Source organism: Streptomyces smyrnaeus (assembly GCF_017676345.1).
GTDB classification, from domain to species: domain Bacteria; phylum Actinomycetota; class Actinomycetes; order Streptomycetales; family Streptomycetaceae; genus Streptomyces; species Streptomyces smyrnaeus.
On the sequence record NZ_JAFFZM010000027.1, the window covers coordinates 44,792 to 58,426 of the forward strand.

Here is a 13,635-nt window from a genome sequence, read left to right on the forward strand (position 1 = left end):
TCTTCAGCGTACGGCTCTCCTACGGCCGTTCCTACCCATGGGTACCGCTTGGTGCCGCGTGTGATCGAGGTGCTGCTTTTCATGTCCTGTACTGCGGTCGACACCGACCGCTTCCCCCTCGATCGCCGACCGTGGGTGCCTGTCTTCGTGGACGGCACAACCGAGCGGGTCGGCTTGCGCGAGCTGTTTGTCCGCGCCGGTGAACTCGAAGGTCTGGCTGTCGCGGTTCCGCCTGCCGCTTCCGGGCTGATGCGCGTGCTGTATGCGATGGCCGCTCGGATCACCGGCCTGCATCAGCTGCCGAACGGCGGCACGGAGGCATGGCTGGACCGACGCTACGAACTGCTCGAAGAGGGAGCCGGGTTCGACCCGGACAGCGTCAACGCCTACTTCGACAGGCATGCCGACGGGCTGCGTCTGCACGATCCTGTCCGGCCGTTTCTGCAGGATCCCCGCTTAAGCGAGGAGTGCTCCGGCTCGTCGGGGGTGAACAAGCTGGTGATGTCCCGCCCCGCGGGCAGCAACCAGGTGTTCTTCGGGCACTTCACCGATGCGGAACCGGCGCTGCTTCCGTCCGGGGAGGCAGTACTCCACCTCCTGACTCAGCTCTACTACGGCCAGTCCGGGCAGTGCACCCCGCGCACGGTGGCCGGGCAGCGGTACGGGAACACCATGGCCGGGCCACTGCGCCGCTCGCTGTCCTGCCACCCCTTGGGCCGGAGCCTTTACGAGACGCTGCTCCTGGGCCTCCCCGCTCCCGGCACCTGGCCCCAGCGCCCTGATGCTGACCTTGACGATGAGGACAGCTGTCCTTGGGAGCGCACGGAGTTGCTCGATCCCCTCCAGCCTCCGAAACCGGCTGTCGGTCCGCTGTCGATGCTCACGGAGCAGTACCAGCACGCTGTTCTCCTCCGGCCCGGGCCGGACGGGCACAGTGTGGTCGACGCGGTGATCACGTGGGCGCTGCGGACCAACCGGCCCGAACTCCGTGATCCTTACCTCATCTGGGACGAGACGAAGGAGGGGGTCCTGCGCAAGAGATACGCCGACGCGAAAAGAGCGCTGTGGCGGGACCTGGATGCCATGATCCTGCAAAACCGCGGTGACGGCGGACGCAGGCCACCGGTCTTCGACGGGCTGACGGGCCTGCAACTGCCCGAGGAGGTCTTCCGGCAGCTGAGGGTTACCGCCTACGGCTTCGACCAGGACGGTCAGACGCGGGATACCGCCTACTTCAGCGCAGTGACGCCACTTCTGTTCCCTCTTCTCGACTCGACCGAGGTGGAGGCCGACACCGCACTGGCCCTTGGGGCCAAGGAAGGCCGGGAGGCTGCGGAGAAGGCCGCCTGGCACCTGGTCACCGCGCTGCGCGCGGCTTGGCGCACCTACACCTTGCCGTTCACCGAGGAACGGCCAAGGACTGAGCGGACGGCCACCGCCGCGAAGAACGGGCCGGCCAAGGGCGAGGGCCCTTGGCCGGAGGCCGCGCTGGCCGCCTACTGGCCAGCAGCAGAGGAGTGCTTCTGGCGGATGCTGGATGCCGAGGACTTCACCGCGGCTCTGCCCGCCTTCGGACGGATCGCCCTGAGCGTCTACGACGAGGTCACCGCATCGGTGGCCGCCCAACCGCGGGGTGCCAAGGCCCGCGAGAGCGCGCGCGGACTGGTGCGGACTCTGCTCGTCCACGAGCGTGGCCGCAGCCGCTGACCTTCTCACGACCGGCTCGCGACGGCAGCGGACGGCGCCCGCACATCCCTGCCCCGCCATGTGCATCGACAAGGCCCCCAGCATCGGAAGAAGCCCCAGCATGATCGCCTCTGACAACACCACCGAAGAAAGCGGCACCCCGCTACCGGGCCGCGTCCCGCGCCATGAGCGGCTCACCGGCTACGACACGTTCGTCGCACGAGTACGGAAAGCCTGCACCAGTCCCGGAACCCAGCAGGCACTCCGGCGCGGCCTGGCCAAACCCGTGCACGAGGTACCCGCCCGCACCCACGCCGCACTCCTCCGCGACAGCCTCGTGCCCGACACAGCGAGAGGAGAGGAGCGACGCGCCTACTACGCGGTGGCCGCACTGATCGCAGCCCGCCCCCGTGCTGAGCGGGCCACAGACTCCCACGAGGTGGAAGCCCGCACCACCGACCAGGACACACCAGCGCAGCCCTCCACTTCCCCCGGGCAGACGGCCGAAGGCGTAGCTCCGCACAGGAGCGCTGAACAGAAGCGGTCCTGGGGAACGAGTTTGGGCGCGGCCCTGGCTCAAGCCGCCGTCCGCGACAAGGAGCGCACCAACGGCACCGAATCGCGGCTGCACCTTCTGGTGCGGCAGGAGACCGACGGGCTGCATCGCATGCTGCCCGCCGTTCTGCGCCTGCTCGGCTCCTCTGGCGTAGTCGCCGACTACGGGCGGCTCCTGTACGACATCGCGCGCTGGACCTACCGGCGAGACGAGACGACCACCCGCTGGCTGGAGGACTACTACCGCACCCTCCGCAGCGCCGAGCGCGGCAAGACCTGATCGACACGGCACCGCTCAAACCTCAGCACAACCCCTGCGCCCAGTCTTCGAACAGAACCAGGAACACACCATGACCACACCCACAACGGCCACCGCAGCACCGACAGATGCAGCCTTGCAGACCCCTCGTTTCCTTGACGTACACATCCTCCAGACCCTGCCCTACAGCAACGTCAATCGCGACGATCTCGGCTCGCCCAAAACCGTCACCTTCGGCGGCACCAGCAGGACGCGGGTCTCCAGCCAGGCGTGGAAGAGGCCGACCCGGCTAGCGGTCGAAGCACGGATCGGTGAACGGGCTCTGCGTACCCGCAGGCTTCCAGTTCAGATCGCCAACGCTCTCGCCGACCGCGGCTGGCCAACGGAACTGGCCGAGCTGGCCGGCGTCCAGGTCATCCGGTCCACCGACTCCAAACTCGACCTGGAGAAGGACCTGAACACCGCGTCCTTGCTGTTCCTGCCCGACAGCGCGGCCGAGAAGCTGGCCGACATCGCCGAGGAGCACCGGGACAAGCTGCGAAAGGCGCTCGGCACCAAGACAGCGGCCAAACCGCTGCTGCCCAAGGAAGCGGTCCACGAGGTCATGAAGTCGCGTAACGGCTCCATCGCGCTTTTCGGCCGCATGCTCGCCGAGATCCCCGGCGCCGGAGTCGACGGCGCAGTGCAGGTCGCCCATGCCTTCACCACCCACACCACCTCGGTACAGGCCGACTTCTTCACTGCGGTCGACGACGTCGACCAGTGGGCCACCGATGCCGGCAGCGCCCACATGAACACCGGCGAGTACAGCAGCGGCGTCTTCTACCGCTACGCCACTCTCGACCTGCAGGACCTGGCACGAAACGTCTCCGACCCGGTCACGGCAAAGGAACTGGCCGAGGCGTTCGTCACCGCGTTCATTCACAGCCTGCCCTCGGCCAAGAAGAACTCCACCGCTCCGCACAGCATCCCCGACCTGGTACACGTCGCCGTCCGCTGCGACCGGCCGGTCTCCCTGGCTGCGGCGTTCGAAGAGCCCATCAAGGCCGGCCGGACGGGCTGGAGCGAGCCTTCACGGGCGGCCTTGGCCGCATACGCAGCCAAGGCAGGCACGCTGCTGGGCACCACCGGCCTCCTCCACAGCGCATACGCCGGCGTGGACGACACCGACAGCGAAGGGCTCGGCACCCGGAGCGCCTCCTACCCCGACCTGGTAGCCGGTGCGCTGGCCGCTGCCTGGCCGGAGAACGGGAGCACCACGGCGTGAACGCAAGCGGCCTCCTGATCCAACTCGGCGGCACCCCCCTGCAGTCCTGGGGCGAACACAGCGCCTTCACCGACCGCGACACCCTCGCCCACCCCACCCGCTCCGGACTCATCGGCATGATCGCCTCAGCTCTCGGCATCCCCCGCGAGCAGGCCGTCGCCGACTCGCCAAAGGCCTCCGCAGCGGAGACGCAGTTTGCCCGTCTCACTCGCCTGCGGTTCACCATCCGCCACGACCGCCCCGGCGTGCGGCTACGTGACTACCACACCGTCGGCGGCGGCTACCCCGCCCATCGCACGGTGCCCACCGCCAAAGGCGAGCGGCGCAGCCCGGGAAAGGCCACCATCCTCTCCTCCCGCCACTATCTGGCCGACGCCGCCTTCACCGTCGCCATCACCGCCCCGGACGACCCCGACCTGACGGCCGAGTGTGCACAAGCCCTGACCACCCCCCATTGGCCGCTCCACCTCGGCCGCCGCTCCTGCCCTCCCGGCGCGCTGCTCCTCCTGAGCACCGAGGCACCCGATCCGGTCGCCGAACTGCTGCGCGTGCCCATGGCCCGCCCCCATCCCGGAGACACCCCACCGGGAAGGACCGGTACGGCCCAGATCCCCGACACCGTCACCGTGCGATTCACAGCGGATACACCCTTCCCCGCGGGTTTCACGGGCTCTGCCTCCAGCCGGAGCCCCGTCACGACGCTGAATGACGAACCCGTACGGCTCACACCCCGCGACCGCGTCCATCGCAGCCGCCCCGCATACACGGCGACCTGCTCACTGCCCGCCGACCTGTGCAAGGGCTACGGCCTGGACTACCTCACGGCCCTCGACACCCACTTCCACTCCGTGCCCTCCCCGTCCGAACGGACCCACACATGACCACCACGACCTGCCCGAACCCACCCACCACCGCAACCGAAAGCGCATGGCTCACCCGGCTGCGCCTCAACACCGCCCACCGCGCGGTCCAGCGAGACCTTGCCAATGCCGCAGCCCTGCACCGGCGCGTCATGACGCTTGTGCCCGAGGATCTCGGAGACAGCCCTCGCTCCCGTGCCGGCATCCTCTTCAGGCTGGACGACGACGGCACCGGGACACCCGCCCTCCTGGTCCAGAGCCGCATCGCCCCCGACACCGCACGCCTGCCCCACGGCTACGCCCAGACACAGACCAAGGACATGCGGACTTTGATCACCGCACTGCGTCCCGGCCTTCGCGTGCGCTACCGACTACTGGGCAACGCCGTCCGCCGCTGCGGACGCAACAGCACCGAAGGCCGCTGGAAGCAAGCCATCCCCTTGCACGGTGAGGAAGCCGACCGCTGGTGGGGCGAACGCGCCACCAGCGCCGGACTCCTCGTACACACCGTCCGCTCCGAGCCCTGCGAACCTCTCACCGCCTGGCACCACACCGGCGAACAGCCAGGTACACAGCGCCAGCCAACGAAGACCGGCCGCAAACACCGGAAAGACACAGTGCTGGTGCCACACCACGCCACACAGTTCGAGGGGACTGCGACGGTCCATGACGCCGACGCCCTGCGGCACGCACTGCTGCACGGCATCGGCCGCAGCAAGTCCTACGGGTGCGGTCTGCTCAGCCTCGCCCCCGCCGGGCACGAGAGCTGAGAGGTCCCGGCGCCGTGACACCACCCTCCCCGCATGAGAAAAGCCGCGAAAAAAGCTCAGCCCGTCGCCGCATCGCCGCACCGACACTTGCCATGCTCCCCAGGGTCGGCGACTCACTCTCCTTCCTGTATGCGGACGTCGTCCGCATCGTCCAGGACGACACCGGCGTCTGCGCCGAAACCACCACCGCGGACGACGAGACCACCCGCGTCTACCTGCCGACCTCCGCGCTCTCCTGCCTCCTCCTCGGCCCCGGAACCTCCATCACCCAGCCCGCCATGGCCACCCTTGCCCGACACGGCACCACGGTGGTGTGCACCGGCTCGGGAGGCGTCCGCTGCTATTCGGCCACCACCTCCGACGCGCTCACCACCCGCTGGCTCGAACACCAAGTCCACCAGTGGAGCGCCCCCGAACGCAGACTGGCCGTTGCCCGGCAGATGTATCTCAAGCGCTTCAACGTCCCTGTGCCGCCCACCACACCCCTGGACAAGCTGCGCGGCCTGGAAGGACAGCGCGTCAAGGCGCTATACAAACACCTCACCCAGCAGCACCGCATCGGCCGGTTCAAACGCAACTACGACCCGGCCTCATGGGACGACCAGGACCCCGTCAACCTCGCCCTGTCCTCTGCCAACACCTGCCTATACGGCATCGTCCACGCCGCCCTCGTCGCCCTGGGCTGCTCGACCGCCCTCGGCTTCGTCCACCAAGGCAAGCAGCACGCCATGGTCTACGACATCGCGGACCTGTACAAAGCCGACCTCACCATCCCTCTGGCCTTCTCGTTGCACAACTCGCCCCACCCCGAAGCCATGGCCCGCCGCAGCTTCCGCGAAGGACTGCGGCTGTACAAGCTGCTCCCCAAGATCGTCGCTGACATCCAGTCCCTCCTTGCCCCCGGCGAGACCGAACCACTGCCGGACGGTCACGCCGTTGAGCTGGTCAACCTATGGGACCCGGAAGCCGGTTCCGTCCCCGCCGGCGTGAACTACGCGCACGAGGCGAGCGCGCCCCAGGCCACCGACCCGGCAGACCACCTGGCTAGCAGCGACGACAGCCCCGGTACTCCCATCTGACACGTGCACCGCCGCGCCCAAGAAGATCGGTGATCACCTGTGCCGTCCATGACCGTTCTGTCCACCACAGCCATCCCCGACCACGTTCGCGGCGCACTTACCCGCTGGATGACCGAACCGGCACCAGGCCTCTACGTCGGCACCCTCTCCGCCCGCGTCCGCGACGAACTCTGGCGCGTGGTCAGCGCCTCCGTTGGCAGCGGCGCCGCAGTCCTCGTCCATCCAGACGCGAACGAACAGGGCTACACCCTCCACACCGCAGGCGAACGCCGCCGCACACCTGTCGACTTCGACGGCCTCACCCTTGTCGCCTTCCGCCCCGAGGAACTCCTGGGAACAGCCGACCCGCCATTCTGACCCTCCTCGACCGAAAACCTGCAGAAGACCCCGCGTTCACGGGCATCACTCCACAATCGAACGCCTATACCCAGCTGTAGGCCGCCGCCACGCCTCTGACCCTTGCGGACAATGCTTTACTCCACCCCCCCGTCGCCGGTCCGAACCGCCCCCGCCTGCGTGGGGATCAACTGCCGGCGCCACCGTCTCAAGGGAGATCACGCCCGCTCTCGCGGGGACTACTCGACGTTGCAGTACAGGCCCACGTTGTGGGTCGGAACACCCCGCTCGCGCGGGGACCACCAGGTCGGGGGCTTCGAGGTCGAGCTGGTTGGCGGAACACCCCCGCTCGCGCGGGGACCACTCCTGCAGCAGCTGCAGGGAGATGCGCACCAGCGGAACACCCCCGCTCGCGCGGGGACCACGCAGGGTGAAGCCCGACGCGGGGGACGTCGGGCGGAACACCCCCGCTCGCGCGGGGACCACACCGCTCTGATCCGCGTGAATGACCGCAACATCGGAACACCCCCGCTCGCGCGGGGACCACGCTGTGGCGGTGGTGGCGGCGTCCTGCGCGGCCGGACCACCTCCGCGCGGGCGGAGAGAACCCGGGCGGGGATCGAGTCGACCTGTGGCAGGTCGGACCACCTCCGCGCGGGCGGAGAGAACGCCTCGGCCTGCTCGGCACGGTCGGCCTCCCGCGGACCACCTCCGCGCGGGCGGAGAGAACCAGCTGGCGGAGATGCGCCCGGAGGAACTGATCGGACCACCTCCGCGCGGGCGGAGAGAACGTGTCCGGGTCGGTCTTGGCCTCGTCGAGGATCGGACCACCTCCGCGCGGGCGGAGAGAACCCTCCCAGCCGCTGCGGGACGTTGCCGAGTTGCGGACCACCTCCGTGTGGGCGGAGAGCACTTCGGCGTTGTACTGCGGGCGGCGCTGGGGTTCGGACCACCTCCGCGTGGGCGGAGAGCACTCTCCCCACCAGGTGGACCTCACATCCGGCGGCGGACCACCTCCGCGTGGGCGGAGAGCACACATCGACCCGATTGGAACTGGCGTTGGCGCACGGACCACCTCCGCGTGGGCGGAGAGCACACCCCCAGCCAGCAGCCGAAAGGGAAGACCACCGGACCACCTCCGCGTGGGCGGAGAGCACGCGGGCGCTGCGCTGCCGCGCGCGCACCACGTCGGACCACCTCCGCGTGGGCGGAGAGCACGCGTCCTCCCACGCCTGCCCCTCCCGGAACACCGGACCACCTCCGCGTGGGCGGAGAGCACGGCAGCAGGTCGATCCCGTACCGGGCCAGGGCCGGACCACCTCCGCGTGGGCGGAGAGCACGACAGGCCCCTGGAGACCGACCCGGCCACAGACGGACCACCTCCGCGTGGGCGGAGAGCACCACGCTGTGGTCGGCAAGATCACCGAGCTTGCCGGACCACCTCCGCGTGGGCGGAGAGCACCCGCACCCGGTCCCCGGCGGCCTGTTCTTCGTCGGACCACCTCCGCGTGGGCGGAGAGCACGCGGTGGCCCTCACCCGTCCGAGCTGAGAGGGCGGACCACCTCCGCGTGGGCGGAGAGCACTCGAGCAGCTGCTCGCTGCGGGCGCGCTGGACCGGACCACCTCCGCGTGGGCGGAGAGCACGTGCTCGGCGTCCTCACGTACGGGCTGAGTCTCGGACCACCTCCGCGTGGGCGGAGAGCACGCGTTCGGGGTGGAGCGGCCGACGAGCCGTACCGGACCACCTCCGCGTGGGCGGAGAGCACACTTCCTGACCTGCGGTCTACTGAGGGCTTTGCCAGTTGTTGACTGTTGGGTTGGTCGGCTGTCGGGAGGAAGGGCAAGCCGTCGGCATAGTCATCTGCGCCTTCGTTGTCAGTGGGTCCTGTTTAGGTACCGGTAGGGAGTTGACGGTATAGGGGGAGGGCGTGTGTCGGGGTGTGTTGGCCGGGGGGATCGGTCGCCGTGGGGGAAGGCGTTGGAGCGCCGTGGTGTGGTGTATCCGCTGTTGTTCCATCTGCTGGACAGCGCGGCGATTGCTGGTGGGCTGTGGGATCGCTTCCTGTCTTCGAATCAGCGGGTGTGGATTGCCCGGGGGCTGGGTGTTCCGCAGGGGGTGGCTCGGGGGCTGGTGGCTTTTTGGGCTGGGTTGCATGACTTGGGGAAGCTGACGCCTGGTTTTCAGCAGTGTGCCCCGGGGGCGTATAGGACGGTGAGTCGTGCGCTGCGGGGGGATGCGGGGGATGTCGAGCGGGTGGGGCATGCGCGGGCGTCCATGTTCACGGCGTTCGGGCCGCTGGTGGAGTTGGGGTACGGGGACGACGCGCTTGACGGTGCGGCGGCGGGTGTCGCGGGGATCCTCGGTGGTCATCATGGGCGTTTCCAGCAGGCGGACCCGTTGTTCCTTGCGTCGGCCGATTGTGTGGCGGGGCTGGGTGGCGCCAGCTGGGATCGTCTGCGGCGGGAGTATGTCGCCCTCGTGCACGAGCAGGTGGGCGGACCGAGGGCGCCGCAGCAGGTGCCTGCTGCGGTGGGGGTGCTGGTGACGGGGCTGGTGATCCTTGCGGACTGGCTGGCGAGTCAGGAGGACTACTGGCTGGCCAAGGACGTGTCCGAGAAGGCTACGGCCGGGTTGCATTTCCGGGGGGCGGTGCGCAGTGCGGGAGAGGTGATCGAGCAGGCGGGTCTGGCCAGGGAGGATCTGGAGCGGCTGCCGTTTGCGGAGCTGCACCAGGTCCCAGAGCCCAATCCGCTTCAGCGATCGGTGATGGTGGAGTTGCCGGCTGCGGTGCGGGGCGCGGGCATTTTGGTGGTGACCGCTGCTCCGGGGGACGGTAAGACTGAGACGGCGCTGGAGGCGGAGCGGGTTCTCTCCCAGGCGGCGGGGACGCGTGGTGTGTGTTTTGTGCTGCCGACGATGGCGACGAGTGATGAGATGTACAAGCGGGTTGCCACGGCGGTCGCCCGCCAGTCTCCAGAAGGCGCCTTGGCGGTCACGTTGACGCACAGCATGGCGTGGCTGAATGAGGCATACGGGGACGCGGAACTGGCCCCTGGCAGTCGGGTGGTCAGCCATGAGGAGCTGGAGGACGTCCCGGCGGCTGCGGAGTGGGAGCGGGCCAGGCCGGGGGCGTGGCTGCGCGGGTCGAAGAGGGCGCTGCTGGCGCAGTATGCGGTGGGGACGTTCGACCAGGCGCTGCTGTCTGTCCTTCCGGTGCGGCACAACAGTCTGCGGCTGCTGGGGCTGACGGGGAAGACGTTCGTGGTGGATGAGGCTCATGCGTATGAGCCCTACGAGCGGGAGTTGTTGCAGCGGCTGTTGTCGTGGCTGGGGCGGTTCGGCTGCCCGGTGGTGTTGTTGTCGGCGACGCTGCCCAGCACGGCGGGGGACCAGCTGGTGCGCGCCTATCTGCGAGGCGCGGGCTGGAAGAAGCGGCAGTTGAAGGGCCGGTCTTTTCAGTCGGCTTATCCCGGGTGGCTGTTCGTGGATGCGCAGACGGCCGAAGCGACGCCGATGTCGCCTCGACGCCAGGAACAGCACCAGGAGCATCGGGCCGCCCGCCTGTCGGTGTGTGTGGAGCCGGTCAGCCACCGTTTGCCCCAGGATGCGGGGCGCCTGGCGGCGGTCGGGTGGGAGTTGGCTCCTTTGGTGGAGGGCCAGGGGTCTGCTGCGGTGGTGTGCTCCACGGTGGCGGACGCGCAGGCCACCTACCTCCACCTGCGGGACCGGACGGTGGTGGTGGCGACCCAGGTGATCGAGCAGTCACTCGATCTGGATGTCGATCTGCTCATCAGCGATCTGGCCCCCCCTGTCGCAGCTGTTGCAGCGCGCGGGACGCTGCTGGCGGCACGAGGACTTCTGGCAGCGCTCCGGCTGCCCCGACCACTACCGGACCCGGCCGGCATGGGCGGACGGGCCCAGGCTGGTCGTGCTCAACCCTCTGGACGGGGAGCAGGAGCTGCCCAAGCACTGGGGCAGCGTCTATCCCGCCTACCTGCTCTCGGCCACTGTCGAGGCCCTGGAGGAGCAGCCCGGCGGGTGGGTCGACATCCCCGGTGAGGTTCAGCGTCTGGTTGAACGGGTGCATGTGAAGGTGCCGGCCGGGGCGGAGGAGAAGCGCTACGAGCAGTACCTGCGCCTCCAGGGCGATCTCATGGCGCAGGAGCATGTGGGGCGGTGTGCGGCGGTGCCCGGCCCCAGGGCGTTGCAGGGGCTGCACGAGATGCACCGGGAGACGCTGGATGAGGTGCAGGCGGCGACCCGGCTGGGAGCCGACTCGGTCACCGGGCGGCAGCTCTTCCGTGCAGTGATCGTAGCCTGCCTGTTCTGGTTCCCTGCGGCACGTCCGACCGTCCGCCAGCCGCCTCCGTCGGGGATGTTGCCAAGTTTTTTGATGTCGACGTGGACGAGTTCGCCAGGCCGGTCTCGTTCGTAGCGACGGACCACGCGGCCGGTGGGGCGATCGAGCCAGGCCAGCCGGTTCAGCCCATGCCGCAGCAGGATCCGGTGCACCGTGGAGGCCGGCACGCCCAGGATCGGCCCGATACGGGCCGGGCCCAGGTTCCGGCTCCTGCGCAGCCGGCACACCCGGTCCTCCAGCGCCGTGCTGGTGCGGTGCGGTGTGGTCATCGGGCGGCTGGAGCGGTCCTCCAGGTCGGCCTCGCCTTCGGAGCGCCACCGCCGCAACCACTTGTGACCGGTGGCTCGGGAGACGCCCATCTCAGCAGCCACATGGGCCACCGGGCGTCCGGCTCGGACACGGTCGACCAACAGCCGCCTGCCATGCACGGTCAGCCGGGCATTACGGTGGGACACGAAGACCTCCCTGCGGGGCAGTCCTTAGACAGCTCCACCACAGCGGAGGTCTTCGCCATGATCAAGACCCGCGCGTGCCAACAACGCTCGTGATCAATACACCTAGCGAGGTGGAGCACTGCCCATCAGTGTGGCCGGGACTGCGGTCTGCTCGGGAGTGCAGATGCGGCACAGACTGTACCGGCTACCGTCCCGGGGGCCGATGCGCTCCTTGAGCCAGGATGCCGCTTCGGCAGGTCCCATCATGCGCATGAGCATCGCCCACCCGGAGTTGAGGCCGCCACGCTTCCTGAACCGGGTGGGCTCATAGGGCCCGCGTTTCGATCGGCTCACACCTTCGTGGCTTGACCCAAACGAGTGAAAACCATGACCTGGGGGCTCTCAGCATGGTGTCGCATCCGACACTGATCCGACATCAGTCCTGAGGCACGAAACTTAGGGCCTCATGTAGGAAGGCAGCTGTCAGTTGCCGGGTGCCGGGCTGTGCTATAGACCTGCGATCCATCCCTTCTTGCCCTTGAGGTGGCCGCTCTTGACCTTGATGTACGACCACACCCCGGCATGGCAGGGGCTGTAGAAGCGGGTGCCCTTGTAGACCAGTCCGCGGCTTCGGGAATCCTGGTCGGGAGCCACCCGCAGGTGGTAGGTCACATCCGCGCGGCTGTGCCACGACACCCACCGCTTGCAGGCCTTCGATCCCACCGCCGCTGCCGTCGGCGCCGTGCCCACCATGCCACCGAGTACAACAGCCCCCAGTACAGCGCCTGTGACCGCCGTGTGCCTACGCCGCATCTCTCACCCTCCCGCTTTCCTGGCCCCCGCCCTGCAGCGGGCGGCACCAGGACCAACGAGCCCGCAGCAGGCCGGCAACGTCCACCGAAAGGGTCGCCCCTACAGGCGGGTGCCCGGGCAGGCTGCGCGAGGTGCCGGCCGGTGTCTGCCGGCGCACGGAGCCGGGCCATCAACGGGGCCGGTAGCTGCGCCGTCCGTATGGCGCCTCCTGAACGAGTGCCCCGCACTTGATCAGGCGCCGGATGTGGTGGTGAACAGTGGAGACATTCACCCCGAACCGCTCTCCGATCTCCTTGAGAGTCGGGGCCTGTCCGTCTTCGATGATCGCCTCGCGAATGCAGCGCAGGATCTGCTCCTGCCGGTCGCCTGCGCATCACCGCCCTGCCCGGCGGGCCGCGGACGGGACCCACCGGCTGGCTGCTGCGCATCACCTGCGCGCCGGATGCTTCCGCCAAGATCGCCGACGCGCTGGCGCGCCGACCGGACACCGCCTGGGTCGCCCTCGCCTCCGGCGGCACCGAACTGCACTGCGCCCTGCAGGGCCAGACCCCGGGTGAGGACAACGCCCTGCTGCTGGACAAGCTCCCCCACACCCCGCGCGTCGTGGCCGTCGGCGCCTACCGCCTGCTGCACGCCTTCGCCGGCGCCTCCGAAGCCTGGAACCTGCCCGCCGCCCCTCCAGGCGAGACAGAGCCGGGCGACCGGACCGAAGCGCCCGCCCTCAAGGCAGCCCACCCCGCTGCCCTAGACGCGGTCGACAAACAGCTCCTGGCCGCACTCGCCCCAGACGGCCGCGCCACCGCGACCGACCTCGCCCGCGCCACCGGCCGCTCCCCCGCCGCCGTCACCCGCCGCCTGGAGCGCCTGCGCGCGGCCGGAGGCGTGCGCTTCGCCGTCGAGTTCCCACCCGAACGCCTCGACTACCACCTGCTGGTCCGCTTCTGGGTGCACGCGGACCCGGGCCGGCTCGGCGCCGTCGGAACCGCCCTCGCCGCCCACTCGGAGATCCCCTACGTCGCCGCTACCACCGGCGTCTCCAACCTGGTCGCCACCGGCATGTTCCGCGACGGCGCGGAGCTGTACGACTTCCTCGACCGCCGCATCGGCGCCCTCCCCGGCGTGCAGTCCATCGAGACCACCCCCATCCTCCGCGAGGTCAAACGCCTCACCAGCCGCACCCCGCGCTGACGCCTGCCCCGGCCAACGTCGTGGCA

10 protein-coding genes, 2 pseudogenes and 1 CRISPR repeat array are annotated in these 13,635 nt (G+C 69.3%); of the genes and pseudogenes, 9 read left to right on the forward strand and 3 right to left on the reverse strand.

The features are described 5' to 3' along the window. The first annotated feature begins 60 nt into the window (after positions 1-60). The 8 genes from casA (at position 61) to JW613_RS36495 (ending at position 10,873) form a co-directional block, all read left to right on the forward strand. Entirely contained in the window at positions 61-1,707 is a 1,647-nt protein-coding gene (gene casA, locus JW613_RS31125; protein WP_307866115.1) for a type I-E CRISPR-associated protein Cse1/CasA, read from the forward strand. Positions 1,708-1,807: 100 nt separating this feature from the next. After that, the gene (gene casB / locus JW613_RS31130; RefSeq protein WP_209214214.1) at positions 1,808-2,521 is read left to right on the forward strand and encodes a type I-E CRISPR-associated protein Cse2/CasB; all 714 of its coding nucleotides are present in this window, start codon (positions 1,808-1,810) and stop codon (positions 2,519-2,521) included. A gap of 70 nt (positions 2,522-2,591) precedes the next feature. Further along, the gene (gene cas7e, locus JW613_RS31135; protein WP_209214215.1) at positions 2,592-3,767 is read left to right on the forward strand and encodes a type I-E CRISPR-associated protein Cas7/Cse4/CasC; all 1,176 of its coding nucleotides are present in this window, start codon (positions 2,592-2,594) and stop codon (positions 3,765-3,767) included. Continuing rightward, positions 3,764-4,648, forward strand: a complete 885-nt coding sequence (gene cas5e, locus JW613_RS31140; RefSeq protein WP_209214216.1) for a type I-E CRISPR-associated protein Cas5/CasD — start codon at positions 3,764-3,766, stop codon at positions 4,646-4,648. The genes cas7e and cas5e overlap by 4 nt, the downstream gene beginning before the upstream one ends. Then, positions 4,645-5,397, forward strand: a complete 753-nt coding sequence (gene cas6e / locus JW613_RS31145; RefSeq protein ID WP_209214217.1) for a type I-E CRISPR-associated protein Cas6/Cse3/CasE — start codon at positions 4,645-4,647, stop codon at positions 5,395-5,397. Before cas5e ends, cas6e begins: the two co-directional genes overlap by 4 nt. Before the next feature lie 92 nt (positions 5,398-5,489). Further along, a complete protein-coding gene (gene cas1e / locus JW613_RS31150) occupies positions 5,490-6,476 on the forward strand; it encodes a type I-E CRISPR-associated endonuclease Cas1e (protein WP_209214218.1) in 987 nt (328 codons plus the stop codon). Between the two features lie 39 nt (positions 6,477-6,515). Then, a complete protein-coding gene (gene cas2e / locus JW613_RS31155) occupies positions 6,516-6,833 on the forward strand; it encodes a type I-E CRISPR-associated endoribonuclease Cas2e (protein WP_209214219.1) in 318 nt (105 codons plus the stop codon). A gap of 558 nt (positions 6,834-7,391) precedes the next feature. Next, positions 7,392-8,579: a CRISPR direct-repeat array (repeat unit 29 nt; unit sequence CGGACCACCTCCGCGTGGGCGGAGAGCAC). A gap of 164 nt (positions 8,580-8,743) precedes the next feature. Next, positions 8,744-10,873, forward strand: coding sequence for a CRISPR-associated endonuclease Cas3'' (locus tag JW613_RS36495; RefSeq protein ID WP_307866116.1), 2,130 nt, complete (start codon positions 8,744-8,746; stop codon positions 10,871-10,873). A gap of 222 nt (positions 10,874-11,095) precedes the next feature. Here the strand turns inward: JW613_RS36495 and JW613_RS31165 are convergent. The 3 genes and pseudogenes from JW613_RS31165 to JW613_RS31175 form a co-directional block, all read right to left on the reverse strand. After that, positions 11,096-11,629, reverse strand: a pseudogene (locus JW613_RS31165) (leucine zipper domain-containing protein); the annotation flags it as partial. A gap of 486 nt (positions 11,630-12,115) precedes the next feature. Next, entirely contained in the window at positions 12,116-12,421 is a 306-nt protein-coding gene (locus JW613_RS31170; protein ID WP_209214221.1) for an SH3 domain-containing protein, read from the reverse strand. 169 nt (positions 12,422-12,590) lie between these two features. Beyond that, positions 12,591-12,773, reverse strand: a pseudogene (locus tag JW613_RS31175) (LexA family protein); the annotation flags it as partial. Between the two features lie 251 nt (positions 12,774-13,024). Between JW613_RS31175 and JW613_RS31180 the strand changes: the two are divergent. After that, on the forward strand, positions 13,025-13,609 hold the full coding sequence (locus JW613_RS31180) for an Lrp/AsnC family transcriptional regulator (protein WP_209214222.1): 585 nt from the start codon (positions 13,025-13,027) through the stop codon (positions 13,607-13,609). Positions 13,610-13,635 lie beyond the last annotated feature (26 nt).